Here is a 24168-nt window from a genome sequence, read left to right as displayed (position 1 = left end):
GCCGCGGAGGCGGACTTTCCGGGTCCGTCTGCCGTGGTGGACATCGCGTGCGCACGGTGCGCAGGCACGGTGCGGCCGGTCAACGGCGGTTCTTCCGGGCGCGGACATCTCACCTGTGCGGGTGATTCCCGATCTGGCGCACAACCGGGGTACGAAGGGCGCGTTGGGAGTGCGTGACTCCCGAGCAGTGACGGTTCTGCAGTGGTCGGTCCGGCATCGCTGTCCGGGCCTGCGGCAGTGTCCGGGCAGGCAGGGAGGCCTGAACGATCCGCACCAGAACCACCGGGGACACAGCGTGCTGCACCAGCCCAGAATCACTCTGCCGACAGCGGATCGGCCCGCCGGGCGAGCCGGGCGAACTCATCGGCAGGGAAGGGGAGTTGGCGCAACTGGGTGACCTGCTGGCCCGCCACCAGGTGGTCACCGTCACCGGGCGGACCGGGGTCGGCAAGAGCCATCTCGCCCGGGCCGCGGTCAGGGCCTTCCAGGCGTCCTGGCAGAGCGCCGCCTGCCTGCGCTGCCCCGGCGGCCCCACGGCCCAGGAACGGCTCGCCCGCGCCGCCGACGACGCGTTGGCCGGACTGCGCCCGCACCGCAGGGCGGCGCCGCGCACGACGGGTCCGCGCGGCAGCCGGGGCCGGGCCCTGCTGCTGCTCGACGACGTCGACGCGGCCCACCCCGAGTGCGCGGGCTGGGTGCAGCGGGCCGTCATGCAGCGGCCGTGGCTGCACGTGCTGGTCACCTCGTGCCAACCCCTGGGACTCGGCGCAGAGGCCCTGCTCGAACTCGCCCCGCTGGCCACGGAGACCCCCGTGGACGGCGCCCCGTCGCCCGCGGCCGCGCTGTTCCTCGGCCGAGCCGCCCGGCTGACCGGTCTGCGCCAGGACCGCACCGCGCTGCGGGCCGCCGAGGACATCGGCCGCGCCGTGGAAGGGCTGCCCCTGGCGCTCGAACTGGCCGCGGCGAAGACCCGTACGCACTCGGCGCAGCAGCTGGCCGAACTCGTGCGGCACGGCCAGTGCTGGCTCAGCAGCCCGCATCCGGCACTGCGCCGCCACCGCAGCCTGGCCCGGGCCATCGGCGCCGGCTACGCCCGCTGCGAGCGGCAGTTGCGGATCGTGTGGAGCCGCGCGAGCGTCTTCGCCGGGCCGTTCGGCCAGGCCGCCGCGGAACTGGTGTGCGCCGGAGGCGGAGTGGCGGCGCACGAGGTGCCGGGACTGCTGGCCCAGTTGGCCGCGCAGGGCGTCCTGGAGAGCGACCACGATCCGCACGGCCCGGCGCAGCCCCGCTACCGGATGCCGCACGCGGTACGGGAGTTCGGCGGCCGGCGGCTGGCCGAGGCGGGCGAGACCGAGGTCGCGCTGGAGCGGCGGGCCAGCCACGTACGGCAGGTCGCGCAGATCGCCGAGCACCTGTGGCAGCACGGCTGCCAGGGCCACGCCATGCAGCTCCTGGAAGAGGAACAGCACGACCTGAAGGCCATGATGCGGCACGCGGCGCACCGGCCCGACCTCGCCCAGGACGCCCTCGACGCCGCGGGCCGGCTGTGGTTCTGGTGGACCAAGCGCCAGCACACGTCGGAGGGCCTGCGCCATCTGCTGCAGCTGCTCAGCCTCCACCCCTGGACCGGCCGGAGACCGGCACCGCCCGGTGGCTCGCCGCCTGGCTGGCCGCACGCAGCGACCCGACACCGCCGAGACCCTGCTGGGCCACCTGTGGCCGCAGGCGCTGCTGGCCGGCGACGACCTGCTGATCGCCCGGATCTCCCACGTGCAGGGGCTCGTCGCGCTGTTCCGCGGGGACACGGTCAAGGCCGCCGAGTGCTTCGAGCACGCGAGCGAGTGCACGCCCGACCGGGCGCCCGGGGACCGGGAGGGCCGTCTACCTCGCCGCGCTCGCGGTCGCCCGCACCGTCCAGGACCCGGCCGCGGCGCAGCGGGCCGCCCGCGCCGCACTGGCCCAGCCCGAACTGCGCGACGACCAGTGGTCGGCGCTGCGCGCCCACTACGCGCGGGCCTTCGTCGACCGGCAGCAGGGACGCACCGCCCGGGCCTGGAACCCGGGCGAGGCGGGCGCTGGCCCAGCCGGGCGCCGCCTCCTGCGCGCCGAACACGTACGCCGCGCTCAGGACCTGCTGAACGCCGTCGAGTCGGGCGAGACGGTGCCGTGCGCCACCCGGGTGGAGCGGGCCGCCGCCGTCCTCGACCGCCGGCCCGTCCCGGGAATCTCCCGGTGACCCCCGGCAGGAGGGCTTTGGTCCCGGGTCCTCGGGCTGCGTCCGGGACGTTCTCACCGCGACACGGCAGCGGTTCCGGCATTGACTGGAACGATGACGGGTGCACCAGAGACACAGCCGCCCCGGCTCCGTGAGGAGCCGGCGGCACCGTGGTCGCTGTCCGGTCGGGCGGTCCTCGACCGCCTGGACTCGGCGCAGGACGGCCTGACCGGAACCGAGGCCGCCCGCCGCCTCGCCGAGACGGGCCCCAACCGGCTCGCGCCACCCGCGCCCACGCCACTGTGGCGACGGATCCTGTCGCACTTCCAGGACGTCCTGATCTACATCCTGCTCGTCTCCGCCGTGCTGAAGGCACTGCTCGGCGACTGGGTGGACTCTCGGTGATCCTCGCCGTCGCGGTGATCAACGCCGCCATCGGCTTCGTCCAGGAGGGGCGGGCGGAGAAGGCGCTCGACGGCATCCGGGCGATGCTCTCCGTCTCGCGCACGTTCACCGACGGCGCATGGGCGGAGGTCGACGCCGAGGACCTGGTGCCGGGCGACGTGGTGCGGCTGCGGTCGGGCGACCGGATCCCGGCGGACCTGCGCCTGCTGGAGGCCACCGCGCTGCAGGTCGACGAAGCGGCGCTGACCGGCGAGTCCGTGACCGCGGCCAAGCGCACCGACCCGGTCGACGCCGACGCCGGGATCGGCGACAGGACCTCGATGCTGTACTCCGGCACCCTGGTCGCGGCGGGCACCGGCACCGGCGTGGTCGTCGCCACCGGTGCGGCCACCGAGATCGGCCGGATCCAGACGATGATCGACGAGGTCGAGTCGCTGGAGACACCGCTGTCCCGGACCCTCGCCGCGTTCGGCAAGCGGCTCGCGGTGGTGATCCTGGTGGCGGCCGCCGTGATGCTCCTCGTCGGCGGGGTCCTGCACGACTTCACCGGGTCGGAGCTCGTCTCGGCGGCCATCGGCTTCGCCGTCGCGGCGGTCCCTGAGGGCCTGCCCGCGCTGGTGACCATCACCCTGGCGCTCGGCGTGCAGCAGATGGCCCGCCGTCGGGCCATCACGCGCAAGCTGCCCGCCGTGGAGGCGCTCGGCTCCGTCACCACGATCTGCTCCGACAAGACGGGCACGCTCACCACCAACGAGATGACCGCCCGGCTCGTCCGCACCCGCGCGCACGCCTACGACGTCAGCGGCTCGGCTACGCGCCCGAGGGCGAGGTGACCCTGGACGGCGCACCGGCCCCGCTCGCCGCCCACCCGGACCTGCGCGCGCTGATCGAGGTGATGGCCGAGTGCAACGACGCCCGCGTCGTGCGCGGCGAGAGCGGCCGCTGGGAACTGGTCGGCGAGCCCACCGAGGCGCGCTGCGCACGCTCGGCATGACCGCGGGCCACGACGGGGCGGAGCACCGGCGGCACGCGGTGATCCCCTTCGAGTCCGACACCAAGTACATGGCCGTGCTCGACGAGGCCGCCGACGGCTCCCGGCACGTCCTCGTCAAGGCGCCCCGGACCGGATCCTCGCCCGCAGCACCACCCAGACCGCCGCCGACGGCACCGCCGAGCCGCTGGACACCGGCTTCTGGGAGGCGCGGATCGACGAGATCGGGGCGCGCGGGCTGCGCGTGCTGGCCGCCGCACGGCTCCCGGCCGCCCCCGACCGTGCCCGGCTCGACCCCGCCGACGTCGGGACCGGCCTGGAGTTCGTCGGTGTCGTCGGCATCGTGGACCCGCCGCGCCCCGAGGCCGTCACGGCCATCGCCGAGTGCCTGCGGGCCGGCATCCGCGTCAAGATGATCACCGGTGACCACGCGGGCACGGCCGTCGCCATCGCCCGGGAGATGGGCATCGTCGACGCCCCCGAACCGCGCCGCCTCACCGGTGCCGAACTGGAGGCCATGGACGACGCGGAACTGCGGCAGGTGGTGCGCGACGTCGACGTGTACGCACGGACATCGCCCGAGCACAAGATCCGCATCGTGTCCGCGCTGCAGCACCACGGCGAAGTGGTCGCCATGACCGGCGACGGCGTCAACGACGCCCCGGCGCTGACCCAGGCCGACATCGGCGTCGCCATGGGCATCAAGGGCACCGAGGCGACCAAGGACGCGGCGGAGATCGTGCTCGCCGACGACAACTTCGCCACCATCGAGCGCGCGGTCGAGGAAGGCCGCAGGATCTACGACAACCTGCGCAAGTCGGTGCTGTTCCTGCTGCCCACCAACGGCGCCCAGTCACTGGTCATCCTCATCGCCGTGCTGTTCGGCTGGACCCTGCCGCTGCAGCCCGTGCAGGTGCTGTGGATCAACATGGTCACCGCGGTCACCCTCTCCCTCGCGCTGGCCGGCGAGAAGGCCGAGACCGGCATCATGACCAGGCCGCCGCGCGCCCCCGACGCCCCGCTGCTGAACGCGGAGTTCGCCCGGCGCATCGCCGTCGGCTCGGTTCTGATCGGCGCGGCGACGATGGGCGTCTTCTACCTGGAGACCGCGCGGGCGTGCCGCTGGCCGAGGCGCAGACGACGGCCGTCCTCATGCTGGCGCTCGGCCAGTTGGCGTACCTGTTCAACTGCCGCTTCCTGAACCGTTCCAGCCTCACCCCCGACGTGCTGCGCGGAAATCCCGTCATCTGGTGGTCGAGCGCCCTGCTGGTGGCCTTCCAGGTCTTCTTCACGTACACCCCGTTCATGCACGACTGGTTCGCGACCGCCTCGGTGGGGCTGCGGGAGTGGGGGCTCACCATCGCGTTCGCCGTGCTGATCTTCCTGCTGGTCGAGGCGGGCAAGGCGTGGGAGCGCCGCCGCGCACGGGCGTCCCTCGCGGTCCCGACAACGGCGCGGCTGCGTAGGGTCTGTCGAGTGACGATCACCGTGCGCAGGTCCCGGCCCGACGACCACGAAGCGATCCTGGCCCTGATGGACCGCGCCCGCGGCGTCGGGCTCAGCGACGAGGAGCGGGCCCGGCGCGGCTTCGTGCAGGGGCGCATGACCGCGGAGCTCCTGGACCGGTTCCAGGACGGGCCAGGCGTCTTCGTCGCCGACGCCGCCGGGGAGCTCGCGGGCTTCGCGATCACCAGCGAGGCGGGCGGACTTCCGCCCGAGCACCCTGCGTCGGCGGCCGTCACCGCCGTCGTCGAAGCGGCCCGAGGACGCGACCTGGGCAGGATGTTCCTCTACGGGCCGGTCGCCGTCGACGACCGGTTCCAGGGCCGCGGCGTACTGACGCGGCTGATCACGGCGCTGAGCCGGGCCCTGCGGGACGACTTCGATCTCGGGTCGCGTTCGTCGAGACGGCCAACGAACGCTCCCTCGCGGTCCACCGCCACTACGGGATGACCGAGGCGGCCCGGTTCGAACAGGGCGGACGCACCTACGTGGCGTTCACCTTCTCACCGGCGGCCTTCGCGGCGCGCGCGTCCTGAACCGGTCGGTCGGGCGACGCGGGCCCGACCCGCTCACCAGGGCCGACGGCTGCTGCCCAGTCGTGACAGCGGGATCCTGGCCGGGGTGAACCCGCCCGTGTTCGACTGACCGGCATGCCCGCACACCCCACCGAGCGTGACCGGCGTCGCGTGATCCGTCTGTTCGCGGTGACCGCTCGCCGTGCTGGCCGCCGGAGCCCTCGCCGTGCTCGCCCTCACCGAGTTCCGGGCGGGCCCCGCACCGGGTGAACGGCCCGTGCTCACGGCGCCCGGCACCTATCACGTGAAGCCGCCCGGCGGCCGGAAGCGGCCGAGCGCGACAAGCGCCTCCACATCCGGTACGCGCCGGACGACCCGGACGCCGTGGGCGAAGTGGGCCGAAGTCGGGGCACTTGACCATGGACGTCCGTGCCTCCAAGGACGTGCTGCGGCTGAAGAAGTTCGGCAGCGGCTGCACGAACACCGCGGATCTCGTCGTGGTGTGCGACGTCGGTACGCGGTACGACAGTTGGGCGGGCTGGTCCGGTGCGCTGCCCTACGCGGCGCCCGGCAGCAAGGCCGGCGACACCGGCCGGCTGCGCATGACGTACGAGGCTCCCGACGGGCACGTCGCGACCGCGACGACGCGCGTGGTGGTCGGCGGACCGATCCTCGAGGTCCGCGCCCCGAAGGTCGTCGGCGGGATCCGCCCCGGCGCCGAGACGAGCATGGACTCTGGCGGTGCGCAACACGGGCGAGACCACCGCCCACGGCGTCGCCCTGCTGCTGACCGTCGACAACGAGCTGCCGCTGTCACAGCACTTCGCGAACTGCCGCTACAGCGGGGCCGATCGCGGCGCGCAGACCGCGTACTGCACGTTCCCCGACCTGCGCTCGCCACCGGGCCGGACCGTGGTGTTCGGCCCCGGCCTGCGGATGCGCACCCCAAGGTCATCGACCACGCCGATCTGCGCCAGTCGGCCTGGCCGCTCGACCTCGGCCCGTACGAAGCCGTGCGCATGACGAGCCCGGGACCGGCCGGCGACGGTCCCCGGCTCGAACCGGTGAGTGCGCACGGGCGGCCGGGGCGCGTGGAGCGATGACGCCGAGGTGTGGACCATGGTCCACACGGACAATCCGGCGGACTACGCCGCGATCGGCGACCGCGGCGGGCGCGCCGGGCGACGTGCGCGACGTGCGGATCGGCGCGCGCAACGACGGCCCGGGCGACCCCGGCCAGGGCGGCGCCTTCGACCTCGTCTTCACCCGCCGCGGGGCAGCACGGTGGTGAAGGAGCCGATGCAGTGAGATCGACGAGGACGTCTTCGAGCCGCTGTGCCGGCACAAGGGGACACCTACACCTGCCCGGGCACCGCCCACGAGCCCGGCGAGGAGCGGACCCTCACCTTCACGCTGCGCCTGGGGGCGGACGACGCCGACGGACTCGTACGGCTGAAGCCGCGCGGCGCGGACGAGCGGACCGCCGATCCCGATCCGTCCGACAACACGGCCCGGGTCGTGGTGGTTCCGGCCGAGGCCGCCCCGCCCGCGGCGCGGAGCAACACCCTCGCCTGGACGGTCGGCGCCGTCGCGCTGGCCGCGGTGACGGCCGGCGGAACGCTGCTGCTGCGCCGACGTGCGCGGAGGGCGTCAGGGGACCGTCGGGACTCGCCGTCGAAGGGGTGATGATCGACGGGCGCCCGGGGCGACCCGGATATCAATGGAGCCCCCAACAAGGAGGTTCTCCCATGTCATCCCGCATCCGTCCGGTTCTCGGAGCCGCCGCCGGCGCCGTGACCCTGCTGCTCGCGGCACCGGTGGCGACCGCCGCGGCCCCGGACGAGTCCTGTGACCATCGACAAGGTCGGTACCGTCGCCCCGGACGGCACGGTGACGCTGTCCGGCACGTACCGGTGCCACGACACCTCGGGCCTCGCCTTCGTCTCTGTCGTCGGTGCGGCAGGGCTCCGACCCCGCGCGGCACGGCATCGGCGGCACCCGGCCGTGTGCGACGGCCTGAGCACCCGTGGGTGAACACCGGCACGCCGCCGGCGGACACGGTCGCGCCGGGCGCCGTGCAGATCGAGGCGACCGTCATGGAACTCCGCTCCCGCGACGGTCTGCCCCTGCCGTACTTCCACGCGGTGGACAAGGAGGACGCGACGCTGATGGCGCAGGACTGAGCCCGCGCGGCACGACGGCCGTCCGACGCCCGCTCGAACTGGCCCCGTACCTCCCCGGTCCCGCCGTGGTGCTCACCGGCCCCTGGACGGCAGGGAGGCGGCGGCCAGTGTCGCGGCGGTGAGCGTGCCCCAGAGGGCGGCCGGGCCGTGCGGTGCGAGCGCGGTGATCGCCGCGGGGGAGACGGCCAGGCCCAGGCCGGTGGAGAGTTCGAAGCGGGCGAGGGTGCGGCCCAGGACGCGGGCCGGGGCGAGTGCGGTGACGAGCGCGGTGGCGCTGCCCGCGTAGAGGATCTCGCCGAGCGTGCAGAGCGACGGAGACGGCGGCGACGGCCGGGGCGCCCCAGCCGGGTCCCAGCGACGCCGCCGCGAGGAAGCCCAGGTAGGACAGGGCGAGCACCACCCCGGCGAGCGCGAGGACGGTGCGGCGCGGGAAGCGGGACATGAACGCGGTGACCGGCACCTGGAGGGTGACCACCAGCACCGTGTTGGCCACGAAGACGGCCGCCGACCACACCGGGGACGCGTGCAGCTGCGTGACCAGGATCAACGGGAGGGCGATCTCGGGGACGTTGAGGCAGAAGACGTAGATCACGTTGGCGGCGAGGAGGGCGCGCATGCGGGGCACGGGGCCGTTGCCCGTGTCAGGGTCCGCGTCCGGGTCCGTGGACGGGGTGGCGGGCCGGGCGTGCAGGTGGACCGACCAGGCCAGGGCCGCCGCGCCGAGATAGGCGACCCCGGTGACGGCGGTCGAGCACCTGAGCGCGGTGGTGCCACCGGCCAGACAGGCGGTGGCGATGAGCGCGCCCACGCCCAGTGCGCCGTTGCGCAGCGCGCGGCCCGCCGCGAGGGCGGTGTCGCGCTCCCGGCCGTGGGCGACGGTCGCCACGAGCGCCGCGTGGGCGGCCGGCCAGGCCTGGCTGCCGACTCCGAGGAAGAGTGCCGCCGCCGCGAACAGCCCGCTGTTCCCTCGGGGGTGGCCAGGAGCAGCGCGACGCCCACCACGCGGACCAGCATCGACGCCGCCACGACCGTGCTGCGGGCGCCCCGGTCCAGCCACCGGCCCACCGCGGGCATGCACACGAGACCGGCCACGACGCCGACGGTCATGGCGACGCCGGTCACCGGCGCGGACAGTCGCAGGACCGTCACCCCGTAGAGCAGCAGGAAGGGCCGGAGCAGGCCGGTGCCGAGCGCGTCCACCGCCAGGGCGACGGCGTAGCGGGGGCCTCCGGAGGCACGGACGAGGGCGCGGGGCCGCAGGCCGGTCGTGGTCGTCATGGCACCGAACGATGCGGTCGACACCCGACCGGGCACGTCGGTTGACGTTATCCGTCAACCGACGCCGGCGCCGCCCGGCGGAGCGGTGATCAAGTGAGGGGATGACGTTGAGATCGACATCGGCGGTGTGCCGGCGGAGCGGCTGCGGTTCGCGGCCTCCCGCTGGCCGAACTGACCGCGATGCTGCACGTGCTGGCCGAGCCGGGGCACCATCCGCAGCACGCGGTGTGGGCCGCGGACGTCTGGGCCGGACTGCGGCCCGAGCTGGCCGAGCGGCTCAGGAGGCGGAGTTCCTCTGGCGGTCCTCGCAGGCCGACTTCCTGTTCCCCGCACGACCCGGCGGGCGCTCGCCGACGAGCTGGACGACGTGGACCGGATCGACGACGAGACGTACGTGACCGCCGCGCTCGTCACCACGTGTGCGGCGGCACCCGGGCGCCCGTCGCCGCGCGGTCGCCGCTCACCGACGCGAGGGCGCGGAGCGGGCGCTGGACCCGGCCCAGGCCCGTGGCCCGCGTCAGGAGGCCTTCGCGGAACGGCTGCTCGCGGACCCGGCGGCGGTGCGGGAACGGGTGCGGGACACCCTCACCCAGTGCGCCGAAGCCTTCTTCGACACGGCTCTGGACGGCTGCCGCGGTCCGGCTCGCCACCGATCTGCGCCCGAAGAACGACCTGCTCGAGCGGAGCCAGGGCGCGGCGGCCGCGCTCGCCTCGGTCTCCGGTGCGGTCACCCTGTCGCCGGACGGCGACCGCATCCTGGTGGACAAGTTGCAGGACAAGGCGACACAGGCCGACGACACCGGAGTCACCTTCATCCCCAGCGTGTTCAACAGCCCGCACCTGGTGGTGGTCCACGCACCCGGCTGGCACCCGGTGGTGCAGTACCCGGTGGCCGAGCCGAACCCGGCGGAACCGGTGTCCCTGGAGACGGTCACCCTGCGCCTGGAGGCGCTCGCCCATCCGGTGCGCTGCGGCTGCTGCGCACGCTGGCCCGCGCGGCCCGCACACCACCGGAGAGCTGGCCCACGTCTGGGAACTGTCCCGCCCGGAGGTGTCCCGCCATCTCGCCGTGCCGCGCCGCGCGGGCCTGCTCACCGCGCGGCGGCACGGCCGGCAACGTCCGGCACGCCCTCGAACCGTCCAGCAGCCTGACGGCGCTGGGCACCGATCTGCTGGCGGCCGTGCTGCGCTGAGGCGCGGACGGGCGGGGGCGGCTAGTAGTAGCCCTTGGACCCGTCGAGCAGCTCCCGCACGATGTCCGCGTGGCTCCGCGTGCCGGCCGGTCTCCTCGACGAGGTGGAGGAGGATCCAGCGGAGGCTGGCCTTGGCGGAGCGGCAGTCGGGGTGGCGGCCGACGTCGTCGAGGGAGGCCGCGGCCACGATCTCGTCGCTGCGGGCGCACTGCGCCTCGTAGGCCGCGAGCAGGTCCTTCAGCGCGGCGCCGTCGGTGTGCCAGTCGGCGTCCTCGTCCGTCTCGTCGAAGGACGGGTTCTGCTTCTCGTCGCCGCCGAGGAACAGCACCTCCAGCCAGGTGTGTTCGACCCACCGCATGTGGCTGATCAGCCCGGCCATCGTCATCGCCGGGGAGGTCGGGACGACGGCGCGGTGTGCGTCCGCCTCGGCCAGGCCCTCGCACTTCCACCGCAGGATCTGGCGCTGGAGGTCCAGCCAGCCGACGAGTGCGGTCCGTTCGTCGGCCTGAAGGGAGGACGCTCGAGTGAAGGGCCCATGCCGCGGACGCCAGCCTGCCCGATCACCGGCTGTCGTCACGTTTTCGCGAGGTTCTGCCGGGCGGGGGAGACCGGGCGCTGTTCGGCCCCGACGGAACGATGAGCCTCGACGTGCGGCTGACCTCGCGCACCCACGACTTCCGGACCACCCGCTCTTCGAGACCGGCGCCGGTCCTGACACTCGTACGGCGTCCGGCCCACGAGCGCCCCTGGTGACGAGCTCGTAGCCTTGGTCCATGGCGGAAGCCACATCCGACGGCGGGCCGGACGACCGCCCCGACCTTCCCACGTGGACCACGGCCCTCGGCTGGCTCGGCGTCGCCGGGCTGATCTACCTGCTGATCTGTGCCGTGAGCATCATCAGCCGCGGCTTCGCGGGTCTGGGCAGCGACGCGGCGCGCACCATGTTCGCCTTCGCCGCGAGCCCGCGGGTCGGACTGAGCGTCGGCGTCCTCGGCACATCGTCCTGATCCAGCCGTCGACCGCGACGATTTCGGCCATCGCCGTCACCGCCGTGGGTCGGGCGCGCGCTGCCCATCCAGGGAGCGATCCCCATCATCCTCGGCGCGAACGTCGGCACGCACGGTGACGACGAACCTAGGTCGCCCTGACCTTCATCGGAAACCGCACGGAGTTCCGCGCCGGGCGCTGGGCGCCTCGACCGTCCACGACTTACTACAACTGGCTCGCGCTGCTGATCTCTCTTCCCGATCGAGCTGATGATCTGGCATCCGCCCGGGAGCACATCAGCGGGACGCTGACCGACGCGCTGTGCGGCACGGACTGGCTGCCGAACCCGGCCCACTTCACCTTCATATCCGCGGCCACCAGACCGGTGGAGCACGGCGTGATCCACGCGACCTCGCACGTCAGCGGCGCCTCGGCCGCGCTGTTCACGTCGTGATCGGCGCGGCCCTGATCCTGTCCGCCGATCAGCTACGCGGCAGCTGCTCAAGCTCCTGCAGTCGGCTCGGCAGGCCCGCGACGTCCTGATCAGGGCCGTCGGCCGCAACGCCTACCTCGCCATGGCCTCGGGCATGGTGACCGTCGTCACCCAGTCGTCGACCATCACCACGTCCGTCCTGGTCCCCTTCGTCGGCACGGGCATCCTGATCACCGGCGCAGGTGTGTATCCCGTCGTCGTCGGCTCCAACCTCGGCACGACGTTCACGGTGCAGGTCTTCGCGGCGTTCGCCGGCGTCGGACGGACGCGAGGATCGGCCTCCAGGCGGCCTCGTGTCACGCTGCCACGGCCTCTTCGCGATCGTCGCGATCTACGTGATCCCGCTCCTGCGCCCCGTGCCGCTGTTCTGCGCCGGGAGCCTCGCGCCCGCGTCGCCGCCGAGCGCCGGTGGGTCCTCGCCGTCTACCTCGGCACGGTCTTCGTCGCCCTGCCCGCCCTGGTCATCGTGCTGGTGGGCGTCGTCTGAGTCGGCCGAGCGGGTCGGCGGTGCCGCGGCGGCTCCTCATGCGCGTCCGCGGAGCATCAGGTTCCAGTAGAGGAACGGCAGTCCGTAGCGCTTCAGGTACCACATGTCCCGGCGCTCGCGCGTGGTGTCGATCAGGGGAGGGTGGGGCGGTGCTGCAGCGTGTAGTCGAACTCGGCGAGCAGCATGCTGTGCCGTGAGGTGGTGATGGGGCAGGAGGCGTACCCGTCGTACGACGCGGGCGGCGCCTCGGCGCCCGCCAGGTCGGCGACGACGTTCCGGGCGACCACCGGCGCCTGCTGCGGATCGCCGCGCCCGTCTTGGAGTTGGGCGAGGAACCGGCGTCGCCGAGGGCGTAGACGTCGGGGTGGCGCACATGGCGCAGAGGTGTACTTGTCGATCTCCACGTAACCGGCCGGGTTCGCCGGATCGGCCAGGTCGGTCGCCTTCAGCCAGTCGGGGGCCGACTGCGGCGGCACCACGTGCAGCAGGTCGAACCCGATGCGGTCCTTCGCGCCGGTCCCGTGGTCGACCACCGTCGCGGCGCGGCCGTCCGGGTCCACCTCGACCAGCTCGCTGCCGGTGCGCACCTCGATGCCGTACCGGGCCGCGACCCGCTCCAGTTCCCGGGCGAACACGGGGACGCCGAACATTTTGGGCGTCGGCAGCACGAGCACCACCCGGATGTCCTTGAGGACGCCTTGCTCACGCCAGTGGTCGGCGGCCAGGTAGGCGATCTTCTGCGGCGCACCCGCGCACTTGATCGGCCCCGACGGCATCGTGAACACGGCCGTGCCCGAGCGCATCGGACGGATCAGGTCCCAGGTCTGGGTGCCAGTTCGTAGGCGTAGCTGCTGGAGGTGTGCGGCGCGGTGACGGCCTGCGCCATGCCGGGCACCGCGTCCCAGTCGAGCTGGATGCCCGGGCAGACGACGAGCCGGTCGTAGCCGACGGTCCGGCCGCCGGCCAGGGCGACCGTCCGCTCCCGGGAGTCACGCCCGCCACGCGGTCGCGGATCCAGGAGACCCTCCTTCGGCATGACGGAACGCTGCGGCCGGGCACTCTCCCCGGCGCGCGCCCGGCCGCCGCCGACCAGGGTCACAGCGGCTGGTAGTAGTGCGTCGCCGACGGTTCGGCCAGTCCGACGTCCGCGACGCCCTGGCGCCGCAGCCGCGCGCGGCGACGCTGACGCCGGCGCTGCCGCCGCCGACGATGAGGACCTTGTGGTGCGCGTGCGTGGTCAGTCCCGTGCTCCATCCGGTTCGAGGGGTCGCTGCCGACTGGCCGGTGCGGGGTCGAGCCTCCCTGTTCTGGCGGTGCGCGTTAATGTACGTACATTAGCTATCCAAATGTACGTACACAAGGATGGGATCATGAGCGAGGAACCCACTCCCGAGGGCGGCGGGACCGGACCCCGCTGTGGCGTCATGTGCGGGACGACCTCAGGGACCGACTGGAGCAGGGAGAGTTCGGCGACTCCTTCCCGGTGAGATGGAGCTGACCAAGCGGTACGAGGTGAGCCGGCACACCGTTCGGCCGCGCTGCGCGACCTGCGGCAGGAAGGTCTGAGACCGCGGCCCGCGGCCGACGGCCACGGGCCGCGGGCGAGGCGTCATAGAGCAGCCCGTCGGCGCCGTCTACAGCCTGTTCGCCTCCGTCGAGGCGGCCGGTCTGGAGCAGCGCAGCATCGTCCGCGCCCTCGACGTCCGTGCGGACGCGCACGTCGCGGTGCGCCTCGGCATGGAGGAGTCCACGCCCCTGCTGTACCTGGAGCGCATCCGCCTGGCCGACGGCGAACCCCTCGCGCACGACAAGGTGTGGATGCTGGCCTCGGACGCCCGCGCCCTGCTCGACGTCGACTTCAGTCACACCGCTCTCTACGACGAACTCGCCGTGCGCTGCGGCATCCGTCTGGTCGGCGGCGAGGAGCACATCAAGGCCGTCACCCCCACGGCCGCCGAGCAGAAGACTCCTCGGCCTGCCCGACGGTGTGGCCGCGTTCTCCATCGAGCGGCTCGGCCGTACGCACGGCCGCACCGTCGAATGGCGCACGACCCTCATCCGCGGCGACCGCTTCAGCGTCGTCGCCCGCTTCGACGCCCGCACCGGATACCGCCTGGACCCCGCTCCGGCCCCTTCACCCGCCCGCGCCGGAGCGTCTCCACGCGGACTCGACCCGGTCCTCTGAACCCCACGGGGCCGGACCCGTCCGCAAGAGAAGCAGTCACCACCCACACCCGCACCCGGCGGCCCACAGGCCGGCCGGGTACCGGAAGGAGCGCACGCCATGTTCTTCGTCGACACCATCGAGACGGCCGGACTCGGCAACCGCAGCTACCTCGCGGGCGGGGAGCGCACCGCCGTCGCGTCGACCCGCCGCGCGACATCGACCGGGTGCTCGCGGCGGCGGCCCGCCGCGGGGTGCGGATCTCGCACGTCGCCGAGACGCACGTCCACAACGACTACGTCACCGGCGGCCTGGAACTGGCTCGCCTCACGGGCGCCGCCTATCTCGTGCCCGCCAAGGCCGGCGTCTCCTTCGAGCGGACACCCGTCCACGACGGCGACCGCATCACCGTCGACACCGGCCTCGTCCTCGAAGCGCTGGCCACCCCCGGACACACCCCGCACCACACCGCGTACGCGCTCAGAACAGCACGGCACGGTGGCCGCGGTGTTCACCGGGGGATCGCTGCTGATCGGCACCGTGGGCCGCCCCGACCTGGTCGAACCACGACTGACCGAGGAGCTGGCCCGGGCCCAGCACGCCTCCGCCCACCGGCTCGCCGGCGAACTGCCCGACGCCACCGCCGTGCTGCCCACCCACGGCTTCGGCGGCTTCTGCTCCGCGGGGCAGGGCACGGGGACCGAGACCACCATCGGCAAGGAGAAGGCGTCCAACGACGCCCTCACCCAGGACGTCGACACCTTCGTCACCGCATCCTGGCCGGCCTCGACGAACACCCCGCCTACTACGCCCACATGGCCCCCACCAACTCCGCCGGACCCGCCCCGTCGACCTCACCGCCCCCGCGGTCGCCGACGCCGAGGAGATAGCCGCCCGGCTCGCCGCCGGCGAATGGGTCGTCGACCTGCGCAACCGGATCGCGTTCGCCGAAGGCCATGTCACCGGCACCTACAACTTCGAGGCCGACGGTCAACTGGCCACCTATCTGGCCTGGTTGATCCCCTGGGGCAAACCGGTGACCCTGCTCGCCGAGTCCGCCGGGCAACTCGCCGACGCGCAGCGCGAACTGGTGCGCGTCGGCATCGACCGCCCGGCCGCCGCCGCCACCGGAGAGCCGGCCGCCTGGCTCGTCGAGGGAGCCGGCCCTGCCACCTTCCCCCGCGCCACCTTCGCCGACCTGGCCGAGCGCCGTCGGACGCGCGACCGGACGCGCGACCGGACGGACGACGTCGTCGTGCTGGACGTCCGACGCGCCTCCGAGACGGGCCGCGGGCTTCGTCGAGGGCTCGGTCCACATCCCGCTGCACGCCCTGCACCAGCGCCTCGACGACGTGCCGCCCGGCGTGGTCTGGGTGCACTGCGCGAGCGGCATGCGCGCGGCGATCGCCGCCTCCCTGCTCGACGCGGCGGGCCGCGACGTCGTCGCCGTCGACGACTCCTTCACCGCCGCCGAACCGGCCGGACTCCCGCTCCGCGCCGCCTGAGCCGCACCAGACCGACCCACCCTTACGCACGAGGCGAGGACCGCCCATGACCACATCCCCGTTCGGCCCCGGCCGGATCACCGTAGAAGAAGCGGCCCGGCGCACCGGACACACCGAGGACGGCACTGGCCCGCGACGGCGGGCACGTTCTGCTGGACGTCCGTGAACTCGACGAGTGGAGAGCGGGACACATACCCGGTGCCCTGCTCCTCCCGCTGTCGCGGCTCGCCGCGGCGTGCCGCTGCCGGGCGAGGCGGAAGCGACGCCCCCTGGTCGTCATCTGCCGCTCGGGCAGGCGCTCCCAGCAGGCGGTCGACCTGCTGACGCGGGGCGGCGCGGACGCGGTCGACGTCGTCGGCGGCATACAGGAGTGGGCGCTGTCCGCACTGCCCGTGGTGAACGCGCAGGGCCTGCCCGGTACGGTCGCGTGACTCACTGATCCTGGCTCTCGTGGCGGGCGCGGTCGTCGGACTGTCGCTCGGCGCGCTCGGCGGCGGTGGCAGCGTCCTGGCCGTCCCCGCACCGATCTACCTGCTCGGTTTCACCCCGTGGCGGCCACCACCGCGGGGCTCGTGAGTCGTCACAGCTCACCTCGGTCACGGCGTGGCTGACCGAGTCACGCGCGCGACGGGCACGTCAGATGGCGTGCCGGACTGCTCTCGCCGCGGCCGGGATCGGCCCGGCGATGCAGCTCCGCGCTCGCCGCGGCATTCCCGGCGCCGTGCTGCAGGCGGCCTTCTCGGTCGTCGCCGCGGGCGCGGCCGTGCGCATGCTGCGGGCGGGGAGGAACGGAGGGCGAACACGGCGCCGGGCCCGTCCGTGCGGCAGGGGCCGGCGCGGGCCTCGGCGCGGTCACCGGTGTCCTCGGCGTCGGAGGCGGATTCCTCGCCGTGCCCGCGCTCGTCGGCCTGCTCGGACTGCGGATGCGCGCGGCCGTCGGCACGAGCCTGCTGGTCATCACCGTCAACTCGCTCGGCGCGCTCGCCCTGCGCGGCGGCACCTGCACGAACTGGACTGGGCGGCGGTCGCGCCCTTCGTCGGCGCCGCGGTCCTGGGCGCGTGGGACGGCAGAGCGCCTCTCGTCGAAGTGAGCGAAGGGAACTCACCACTGCGCAAATCGCGCTCTTCGCGGTGGCGCTGCTGCTGCAGTGGCCGCCTGCATCGCATCGTCGACGCCGTGCATCTGGCGCTGTGTGCTGGCACCTGTGCTCTGACGCCCGCGGTGCGTCAGAGCGGGGTGTCCCGGCGAGTCAGTCGCTCTCGGTCGGCTCCTCGGCATTGCGCCACGCCAAAGTCACGTCGAGCGTGACGTGGTCGGCGCGAGTCGTTCGGCACCCGACTTGCCGCGGTAGGTCACCACCACCGCGACGTGGCCGGAGTCGCTGAGGACGCAGATCTGCGACCGTCGTCAGCTGGTCGAGGTCGATCTTCTCGGTGAAGCGGGTCTCCGTGCGGCATGACCTGCAAGGACCTGCTGCGCGTTGTTGAGGAGGACCAGCTTGCGCGATGTCGGAGCCGATCTTCTTCTCTCCGGTGACCGGCTGTCCGAGTAGTAGTAGACGTCACCGCCCATGTACGAGGCGGTGCCGCCGCCGTCGAGCGGCTTGGGCGCGTTGTCGCCCATCTTGAGGTAGTGGATTCTCGGTCGGTCGAGTGCCCTGGTAGCTCGCCGGCTTGGGTCGGGCTGCTTCGCGCCGCCAGCACTTGGCCGCGTTGCCCGAACCGCCGGAGCTCGACGAGCTGGAGGACCCGGACCCGCCGTCGCTCTTCTCCCCGTCGGGGATCAGCGCGCCGATGATCCCCAGCACGACGAACGCGCCCACCACGACCGCGGCGATGATCGGGCCCGTCGTTTCTTCTTCGGCAGGGAGCGGCGCCGCCGCCATGGCCTGCCGACCATGCCAGGACCCTGCGGCGGCGCGTAGCCGCTGGTTCCACTGCGGCGCGGGCGTCGGGTGGCCCCGCTGCCCCGGCATGGTGTCTGGTGCGGGGCGTGGCCGGGGACGGCCTGGTGGGGTGCGGTGTGCGCGTACGGGGACGGGGCGGCGTGTGCGGGCTGAACGCGGTCGGTGCGTGCGGGGCGCCCGGCGGAGGCGCGGGCGTCGCCGTCGCGGTCGGCGGGGGAGGCGTCGGCGCGGTCGCGGCGGGCGGCGGCGTCGGTGCGGGCTCCGGCGGCCGCAGCCGCTCGGTGATGGAGCTGGCGAAGGTCTGCGGGAGCCAGTCCTCGCCCTGCCGCAGCGGGGTCGGGGACAGCTCGTGGCACCGCTCGATGATCTCGGTCGAGGCTGGGCCGGTCGGCGGGGTCGCGGCTGAGGCAGTGCGTCACCAACGGCCGCAGTTCGTCGGGCAGTTGGCTCAGGTCAGGGGTCCTCGTGGACGATGCGGTAGAGGACCGCGTGCGAGAACCCTCACCGAACGCCGGTCGGCCGATGGCGGCGAAGGCGGTGATCTGGCCGAGTGCGAAGACGTCGGTGGCGGGGAGTGACGGTGCCGGCCGCCGCCTGCACGGGGCCATGAAGTGCTGGCGTGCCGACGGACACGCCGGTGCCCGTGAGCGAGGTGGCGTCGGCCGCGCGGGCGATGCACCGGAGTCGATGACCCGGGGGCCGTCGGCGGCGGCGAGCAGGACGTTGGCGGGCTGAGGTCGCGGTGCACGATGCCCGCGCCGTGGATCACGTGCAGCGCCTCGGCGACGCCGACCGTGAGCAGCAGGGAGCTGCGCAGCGGCAGCGCGCCGTGCTGGGCGACGGCGTGCGCGAGCGAGGGGCTCGGACGTACGCGGTGGCCAGCCAGGGCTGCTGCCCCTCTGGTGTCGCCGTCGATGACGGGCGCCGTGTAGAGGCCCTGCACCCGCTGCGCGGAGTTGACCTCTCCTGCTCGAACCGGCGCTCTGAATTCCGGATCTTGACAGCCGAACTCCGGCCGGATCACCTTGAGCGCGTGATGGGCCGGCCGCCCGGCGTGTACGGAGGTACACGCTGCCCATGCCGCCGGTGCCGAGCACCGCGGCCAGTCGGCAACCGCCCACCACCGGCGGGTCGTCGGCCCCGAGCGAGCTGGAACAGCTCCGCCGAAGGTGAAACCATGTCGCATTCCCTTGCTCAAGGTGGCAGCCCGCCACCCGAACCCGAAGTCCCCGGAAGATACCGAAGGAGCGAACCGTTTTTGTCGGCCCGTCCGCAACAGGCGCGCTACAGAACCCGGTTCCGGTTGCGTGCGATCCCGAACTCTTGGGCCAACCGCCGTTCCTCCGCAGCGAGTTCAGGGGCGGGAGTCGCGCCGTGAGGGGGATGGTGCGCCGCCGTACCGGACTGCTCACCGCGGGGATCCCCATCGGCCGTTTCACCGCGGGTGGTTGGGGCCCGACGGCGCGCGGACCGACGCCCACCTGACCGCCTGTAGATACCACCGAGTTACCCTGCGGACCTGTCACCGCCCCATGACCGTTCAGCCAGGAGCCCGTGTGAGACCCGTCGCCACCACCGCCGTCGCCCTCGTGGCACTTGTCCTGCTCGCCGGCTGCGGGCGGAGCGGTCGGAGCTGAAACCGCCGCGGAACGCCGGGGAAGGGACGCCTGGTACGCGAGCAGCAAGGACGAGCGGCGGGAGTTCTGCGAGGCCTATCGGGCGAACGATCCGCAGAAGCGATCCACATGCCCACGGCCGCTCGTCGGAGGACCCCATGGACTTCGACGAGGAGTTCGACGACGTGCTCAAGGAGAAGTGCTGACCGGCACGGGAGTGCTGCCGTCGCGCCCGGCCCCAGAGGAAGGCCGGGGGCGCTGAGAGTGCCGGCCGGCGGCGGGTCCGTCCGGCAGATGCTTTCCACCAGCCGCTGCCAGCCGCGTCGCCGAGCCGGTCCGCGACCGGGCGCCGGCGAGCTCCTCGGGCCGGGGTGCCGAGAGGTAGAGCATGAACGGCCCCTCCAGCGCCGCCGTGAGCTGCAGGGCGAGGTGTCGACGTCGGTGGCGTCGGGCGGGCGAGGCGCAGGAGCAGGCGGAGGTGCATGCGCGTCAGGGTGGCGCCCGCCCCGGCGGGCACTTTTTCGGTTTGTGCGGTCGAGTGAGAGGCGCGGACGATCGCCAGGTGGTCCGCGAGTGCTTAGCGGTGCGGCGCGGCCGTGGCGATGAGCCGGCGATCGGCTCGGCGCCCGGCCCGAGCGGCGGCGGCCCGCTGAGACCTGCTCCTGGAAGACGTGCTCGTCGTCGTCGGCAGCGCGTGGAAGATCCCGGCCCGCGTGCCGAAGCGGCGGTAGACCGTGCCCGCTTGCCGAGTCCCGCCCGCTCCGCGAGCCGTCCATCGTGACCTTCTCCACGCCCAGCTCGGCCATCATCTCGCGCGCCGTGGTCAGCAGCTGCGCGCGGTTGCGGGCCGCGTCCGCACGCTCGGCGCGCGGCCGGCCGAGCGGCACCAATGGGCTGTTCATGGGCTCCAACCTACTGCCGGAATAGAAACGGTGAAGTCCGTTTATGCTTCCGTTCGACGCGAGGAGCAAGCCCGGCGCCTCCGCCCCGTAGCGACAGGACGTACCGTGACCCTCTTTCTCTGGATCCTGCAGATCCTGCTGGCCCTCGTGATGCTGGCCGCGGGCGGCGGCAAGCTCGCGCAGCCGTACGCCAGGGACCGCCGAGGCCATGCCCTGGGCCAGGCGCTTCGGCGGCGCAGGTCAAGGGCATCGCGCCGCGGCCGAGGTCCTCGGGCCCTCGGCCTCGACCTGCCGGCGGCCACCGGAATCGCCCGGTCCTCACACCGCTCGCCGCGACCGGCCTGGCGCTGGTCATGCGCGGCGCCGTGGCCACGCACGCCCGGACGAGGAGTGGTCGCGCACATCGCCGTCAACGTCGTGCTGCTAGCCGTCGCCGTGGTCGTCGCCTGGGGCCGCTTCGGCCCGTACGCCTGGTGAGCCCGGCCGAACCCGGACCCCACCCACACACACGCACCCCTCCCGGCACACGAAGGAGCACCCGTCGTGTCGAACTCCTCTTCGGCCTGGACACGTTCGGCGACGTCCCGCACGACGACACCGGCCGGCCGGTCTCGTACGCGCAGGCCATCCGCCAGGTCGTCGGCGAGGCCGTCCTCGCCGACCAGATCGGCGTCGACGCCCTCGCGCTCGGTGAGCACCACCGCCCGAGTACAGCCATCTCGACGCCCGAGACCGTGCTGGCCGGCATCGCCACCCGCACCGACCGCATCAAGCTCGGCTCCGGCGTGACAGTGCTCAGCTCCGACACGACCCGGTCCGCGTCTTCCAGCGTTTCGCGACGCTCGGCCTTGCTGGCTACGCGGACGGCGGGCCGAAGTCATCCTGGGGCGCGGCTCGTTCACCGAGTCGTTCCCGCTGTTCGGCTACGACCTCGCCGACTACGACGTCCTCTTCGAGGAGAAGATCGAGCTCTGCGCGAAGCTGGTGGAGGAGAAGCCCGTCACCTGGAGCGGCACCGTGCGGTCGCCGCTGACGGACGCGGACGTCTTCCCCAAGACCGAGGCGGGGCTGACCACCTGGGTCGGCGTCGGCGGCTCGCCGCAGTCCGTCGTGCGCACCGCGAAGTACGGCTTCCCGCTGATGCTCGCCGTGATCGGCGGCGGCCCAGAACGCTTCGCGCCGTACATCGCGCTGTACCAGCGGGCCACCGAGCAGTTCGGCACCACGGCGCACCCGTCGGGATGCACTCGCCCGGCCTGGTCGCCGACACACCGACGACGAGGCACGCGCGCAGCACTGGCCGCACTACCAGGAGATGCGGGACCGGATCGGCGCGCTGCGCGGCTGGCGCCGATCACCCGTGCCGAGTACGAGCGCGAGATCGAGCAGGGCTCGTTGTACATCGGGTCGCCCGAGACGGTCGCGCGCAAGATCACGCGGGCCGTGCGGGCGCTCGGCATCGGCCGCTTCGACATGATCTACGGCTCCGGCACGGTGCCCGTCAGCACGCGGCTGCGCGCTCCGTCGAGCGCTGTACGGCACCAAGGTGATCCCGATGGTCCGCGACATGCTGGCCGGCTGACGACAGCGACGATCCACGAGTGAGGAGGAGGACGACATGACGGTCCACGACGTACGCACCCTCGGCATCCTGGGCGCCGGCAAGGTCGGCACCACCGTGCTCGCGCGGCTCGCCTTGCGCGCCGGATACCGGTGCTGATCGCGGTTCGGGCGATCCGGCGGCGATCGCCTGACGGTAGAGTGCTCACGCCCGGCGCAGTCGCGGTCACCGCCCGGGAGGTGGCCGCGGCCGGCGCGGACGCCGTCGTCCTCGCGCTGCCGCTCGGCAAGTACCGCACGGTCCCCGCCGACGCCCTGCGCGGCAAGCTGGTGATCGACGCGATGAACTACTGAGGTGGGAGACCGACGGCGTCGCGACGACCTGACCGACCCCGGACCTCGTCCAGCGAGATCGTGCAGGACTTCTCACCGGGGCGCACGTGGTCAAGGCCTTCAACCACATGGGCTACCACGACCTGGAGGAGGGCGCCCTGCGCCCGGCGCCGCGGACCGCAGGGCCATCGCGCTCGCCGGTGACGACACCGACGCCGTCGACTCCGTCGCGCACCTGGTCGACATGCTCGGCTTCGACCCGGTCATGGCCGGCCCGCTCGCCGAAGGAGCCCGCCTGCAGCCCGGGAACGAGACGTTCGGCGCGAACGTGGGCGCCGCCGAGCTCCGTACGCTGCTCGACCGGTCCGCGCCCCGCACCCCGGCCCCGAACCGGACGCGCCACCAGGAAGGTGACGCGGGAACCCGGCACCGAAACTCCCCGTACCGTTTCCGGCAGAGAGCGAGGATCGGAGGAACACGTGCTGGGCCTTGTGCTGAGTGGTGCTGCTGGGGGTCGCCGTACTGCTGGGATCCGCCTGGGGGGAGCGGCTGCGGGTCGCCCTCCCGTCGTCCTGCTCACCACTCGGCGTGCTGATCGGCTTCGTGCCGTCGCGCTGCGCGCCGTGGAACTGCCGTCCGAGGTGGTGCTGCTGCTCTTCCTGCCCGCGCTGCTGTTCTGGGAGAGCCTCAACGCCTCGCTGCGGGAGATCCGCCGCCATCTCACCGACGTGACGCGCTCGCCGCGACGGTGCTGGTGCTCGCCTCGGCGGGCGCCGTCGCCTGCGAAATCGCCCACGAGATGGGCCTCGACAGGGCCCCGCCTGGGCGCTGGGCGCCGCTCGTCGCACCGACGGACGCGACCGCCGTCGGCGTCGTCGCCCGGCTCCTGCCGCCGCGACATCACGCTGCTGCGCGCGGAGAGCCTGCTCAACGACGGTACGGCGCTGGTCGTCTACGGCATCGCGATCGGCGTCACCGTCGGCACCGAGCACGTCACCGTGCCCCACGTCAGCTGGCTGTTCGTCCTCGGCGGCTGCGGCGGCGGTGCCTGATCGACTCGTGTCCGCCGTCCTGATGCAGCGGCTGCGGGCGAAGACGGCCGACGGGGACGCGCTGCGCGGGCAGGTGCTGCTGTTGCTGACCCCGTTCAGCGCGCGTACCTCGTCGCCGAGTACGCCGAGGCGTCCGGGTGGTCGCGGTCGTCGTGTGCGGCCTGATGCTCAGTCAGAGCGGACCGCGCACCGAGCGCGCCGAGGTCGGGTGCAGGCACAGAGCACTACCGGACCGTCGCCACGTACCTCCTCAACGGCTCGCTGTTCGTCTGATCGGCGCGTCGAACTCGTCCACTCCGTCATGGAGCACGAGGGCGGCCAGCAGCTGCCCGGGCGTTCGGGGCGGCTTCGCCGTCGCCGGGACGCTGATCGCGGTGCGGTTCGCGTACTACTTCAGTGGTGCCGCCGGTTCTTCCGCGTCGCCCGGCGCGGCACGCGCGCGCGTCCGGGACGACGTACTCCGCGCGGCGGCTCGCCGTCAGCGCCCTGTCCGGGATTCCGGGGCGCGATCTCGCTGGCTGCCGCGCTCGGTGTCCCCTCGACGCTGGAGGACGGATCGCCCTTCCCCGACCGCGGGATTGATCGTGCTCGTCACCGGTGTCGTGATCAGTGGTGACGATGGCGCAGTCGGTGATCCTGCCCTGGGTGGTGCGGTGGGCACGGATCCCGTGGACCGGTCGGTGGTGCGGGAGGAGTGGCGCGCCGAGTCCGACGCCCTGAACGAGGCGCTCGCCGCGCTCCCCGTGCTCGTCGAGCGGCTGGACACGCGCCCGAGGTCGCGGAGGCGGTCAGGGTCGCCTGGCGGAGGCGGAGGCCGACGCGCTCGCGCTGCGCTGCCAGGCGGAACCGTCGACCTGGCCTTCCACCCGCAGCGCCTCA

At 73.3% G+C, this 24168-nt stretch carries 20 protein-coding genes and 8 pseudogenes; 22 read left to right on the top strand and 6 right to left on the bottom strand.

Going from position 1 to position 24168, the window contains the following annotated elements; all coding sequences use genetic code 11:
* The first annotated feature begins 380 nt into the window (after positions 1-380).
* The 9 genes and pseudogenes from RBJ77_RS19190 (at position 381) to RBJ77_RS19150 (ending at position 7812) form a co-directional block, all read left to right on the top strand.
* Positions 381-2138, top strand: a complete 1758-nt coding sequence (locus tag RBJ77_RS19190) for a hypothetical protein (protein ID WP_372346138.1) — start codon at positions 381-383, stop codon at positions 2136-2138.
* Positions 2139-2329: 191 nt separating this feature from the next.
* The gene (locus tag RBJ77_RS19185) at positions 2330-2620 is read left to right on the top strand and encodes a cation-transporting P-type ATPase (protein WP_372346137.1); all 291 of its coding nucleotides are present in this window, start codon (positions 2330-2332) and stop codon (positions 2618-2620) included.
* Positions 2617-3453, top strand: coding sequence for an HAD-IC family P-type ATPase (locus RBJ77_RS19180; RefSeq protein WP_372346136.1), 837 nt, complete (start codon positions 2617-2619; stop codon positions 3451-3453). The genes RBJ77_RS19185 and RBJ77_RS19180 overlap by 4 nt, the downstream gene beginning before the upstream one ends.
* Complete coding sequence (locus RBJ77_RS19175) at positions 3450-3614, top strand: hypothetical protein (RefSeq protein WP_372346135.1); 165 nt, start codon at positions 3450-3452, stop codon at positions 3612-3614. The genes RBJ77_RS19180 and RBJ77_RS19175 overlap by 4 nt, the downstream gene beginning before the upstream one ends.
* Positions 3615-3855: 241 nt before the next feature.
* A complete protein-coding gene (locus RBJ77_RS19170) occupies positions 3856-4812 on the top strand; it encodes an HAD-IC family P-type ATPase (protein WP_372346134.1) in 957 nt (318 codons plus the stop codon).
* Positions 4728-5564: a cation transporting ATPase C-terminal domain-containing protein gene (locus tag RBJ77_RS19165; RefSeq protein ID WP_372346133.1), complete on the top strand. Its 837-nt coding sequence runs from the start codon at positions 4728-4730 to the stop codon at positions 5562-5564. Before RBJ77_RS19170 ends, RBJ77_RS19165 begins: the two co-directional genes overlap by 85 nt.
* A 484-nt stretch (positions 5565-6048) precedes the next feature.
* Positions 6049-6732, top strand: coding sequence for a hypothetical protein (locus tag RBJ77_RS19160; RefSeq protein WP_372346132.1), 684 nt, complete (start codon positions 6049-6051; stop codon positions 6730-6732).
* A gap of 232 nt (positions 6733-6964) precedes the next feature.
* Positions 6965-7315 (top strand): hypothetical protein, encoded by a 351-nt coding sequence (locus tag RBJ77_RS19155; protein WP_372346131.1) that lies wholly within the window; start codon positions 6965-6967, stop codon positions 7313-7315.
* Between the two features lie 162 nt (positions 7316-7477).
* Positions 7478-7812, top strand: a pseudogene (locus RBJ77_RS19150) (DUF6299 family protein).
* A 72-nt stretch (positions 7813-7884) separates the two neighbouring features.
* Here RBJ77_RS19150 and RBJ77_RS19145 read toward each other — a convergent pair.
* Positions 7885-9090: pseudogene (locus RBJ77_RS19145) on the bottom strand (MFS transporter).
* A 112-nt stretch (positions 9091-9202) separates the two neighbouring features.
* On the opposite strand from RBJ77_RS19145, the pseudogene RBJ77_RS19140 reads away from it, so the two are divergent.
* A pseudogene (locus tag RBJ77_RS19140) lies at positions 9203-10283 on the top strand (DUF5937 family protein).
* Between the two features lie 21 nt (positions 10284-10304).
* Here the strand turns inward: RBJ77_RS19140 and RBJ77_RS19135 are convergent.
* A pseudogene (locus RBJ77_RS19135) lies at positions 10305-10820 on the bottom strand (DinB family protein).
* 236 nt (positions 10821-11056) lie between these two features.
* Here RBJ77_RS19135 and RBJ77_RS19130 point away from each other — a divergent pair.
* Positions 11057-11290, top strand: a complete 234-nt coding sequence (locus tag RBJ77_RS19130) for a hypothetical protein (RefSeq protein WP_372346130.1) — start codon at positions 11057-11059, stop codon at positions 11288-11290.
* A gap of 205 nt (positions 11291-11495) precedes the next feature.
* On the opposite strand, the gene RBJ77_RS19125 is transcribed toward RBJ77_RS19130, so the two are convergent.
* Positions 11496-11717: a hypothetical protein gene (locus RBJ77_RS19125; RefSeq protein WP_372346129.1), complete on the bottom strand. Its 222-nt coding sequence runs from the start codon at positions 11715-11717 to the stop codon at positions 11496-11498.
* A gap of 50 nt (positions 11718-11767) precedes the next feature.
* On the opposite strand from RBJ77_RS19125, the gene RBJ77_RS19120 reads away from it, so the two are divergent.
* Positions 11768-12250 carry a hypothetical protein gene (locus RBJ77_RS19120; RefSeq protein WP_372346324.1) on the top strand — a complete coding sequence of 161 codons (483 nt, stop codon included), beginning with the start codon at positions 11768-11770 and terminating at the stop codon, positions 12248-12250.
* 131 nt (positions 12251-12381) lie between these two features.
* Here RBJ77_RS19120 and RBJ77_RS19115 read toward each other — a convergent pair whose 3' ends face one another.
* Together RBJ77_RS19115 and RBJ77_RS19110 are read right to left on the bottom strand one after the other, a co-directional pair.
* The gene (locus RBJ77_RS19115; protein ID WP_372346128.1) at positions 12382-13053 is read right to left on the bottom strand and encodes an FAD/NAD(P)-binding oxidoreductase; all 672 of its coding nucleotides are present in this window, start codon (positions 13051-13053) and stop codon (positions 12382-12384) included.
* An 8-nt stretch (positions 13054-13061) separates the two neighbouring features.
* Positions 13062-13286, bottom strand: a complete 225-nt coding sequence (locus RBJ77_RS19110) for a hypothetical protein (protein WP_372346127.1) — start codon at positions 13284-13286, stop codon at positions 13062-13064.
* 701 nt (positions 13287-13987) lie between these two features.
* On the opposite strand from RBJ77_RS19110, the pseudogene RBJ77_RS19105 reads away from it, so the two are divergent.
* The 5 genes and pseudogenes from RBJ77_RS19105 to RBJ77_RS19085 all read left to right on the top strand — a co-directional run.
* Positions 13988-14155 (top strand): annotated as a pseudogene (locus RBJ77_RS19105) (UTRA domain-containing protein); the annotation flags it as partial.
* A 70-nt stretch (positions 14156-14225) separates the two neighbouring features.
* Positions 14226-14435: a hypothetical protein gene (locus RBJ77_RS19100; RefSeq protein WP_372346323.1), complete on the top strand. Its 210-nt coding sequence runs from the start codon at positions 14226-14228 to the stop codon at positions 14433-14435.
* A gap of 99 nt (positions 14436-14534) precedes the next feature.
* A pseudogene (locus RBJ77_RS19095) lies at positions 14535-15919 on the top strand (rhodanese-like domain-containing protein).
* A 191-nt stretch (positions 15920-16110) separates the two neighbouring features.
* Complete coding sequence (locus RBJ77_RS19090; RefSeq protein ID WP_372346322.1) at positions 16111-16350, top strand: rhodanese-like domain-containing protein; 240 nt, start codon at positions 16111-16113, stop codon at positions 16348-16350.
* Positions 16351-16354: 4 nt separating this feature from the next.
* A pseudogene (locus tag RBJ77_RS19085) lies at positions 16355-17012 on the top strand (TSUP family transporter); the annotation flags it as partial.
* A gap of 315 nt (positions 17013-17327) precedes the next feature.
* On the opposite strand, the gene RBJ77_RS19080 reads toward RBJ77_RS19085, so the two are convergent.
* The gene (locus RBJ77_RS19080; RefSeq protein WP_372346126.1) at positions 17328-17543 is read right to left on the bottom strand and encodes a hypothetical protein; all 216 of its coding nucleotides are present in this window, start codon (positions 17541-17543) and stop codon (positions 17328-17330) included.
* A gap of 2906 nt (positions 17544-20449) precedes the next feature.
* On the opposite strand from RBJ77_RS19080, the gene RBJ77_RS19075 reads away from it, so the two are divergent.
* From RBJ77_RS19075 to RBJ77_RS19055, 5 genes and pseudogenes are all read left to right on the top strand, one after another.
* The gene (locus RBJ77_RS19075) at positions 20450-20821 is read left to right on the top strand and encodes a DoxX family protein (RefSeq protein WP_372346125.1); all 372 of its coding nucleotides are present in this window, start codon (positions 20450-20452) and stop codon (positions 20819-20821) included.
* Positions 20710-21105, top strand: a pseudogene (locus RBJ77_RS19070) (hypothetical protein); the annotation flags it as partial. The gene RBJ77_RS19075 and the pseudogene RBJ77_RS19070, both read left to right, overlap by 112 nt.
* A gap of 118 nt (positions 21106-21223) precedes the next feature.
* Positions 21224-21949: an LLM class flavin-dependent oxidoreductase gene (locus tag RBJ77_RS19065; protein ID WP_372346321.1), complete on the top strand. Its 726-nt coding sequence runs from the start codon at positions 21224-21226 to the stop codon at positions 21947-21949.
* A gap of 156 nt (positions 21950-22105) precedes the next feature.
* On the top strand, positions 22106-22258 hold the full coding sequence (locus RBJ77_RS19060; protein ID WP_372346124.1) for an NAD(P)-binding domain-containing protein: 153 nt from the start codon (positions 22106-22108) through the stop codon (positions 22256-22258).
* Between the two features lie 602 nt (positions 22259-22860).
* Entirely contained in the window at positions 22861-23289 is a 429-nt protein-coding gene (locus tag RBJ77_RS19055) for a hypothetical protein (RefSeq protein ID WP_372346123.1), read from the top strand.
* Positions 23290-24168 lie beyond the last annotated feature (879 nt).

The sequence above is a fragment of the Streptomyces sp. KL116D genome, assembly GCF_030766975.1.
In the GTDB taxonomy this organism is placed as follows: Bacteria; Actinomycetota; Actinomycetes; order Streptomycetales; family Streptomycetaceae; genus Streptomyces; species Streptomyces longispororuber_A.
This window is presented reverse-complemented; position numbering and strand designations above follow the sequence as displayed.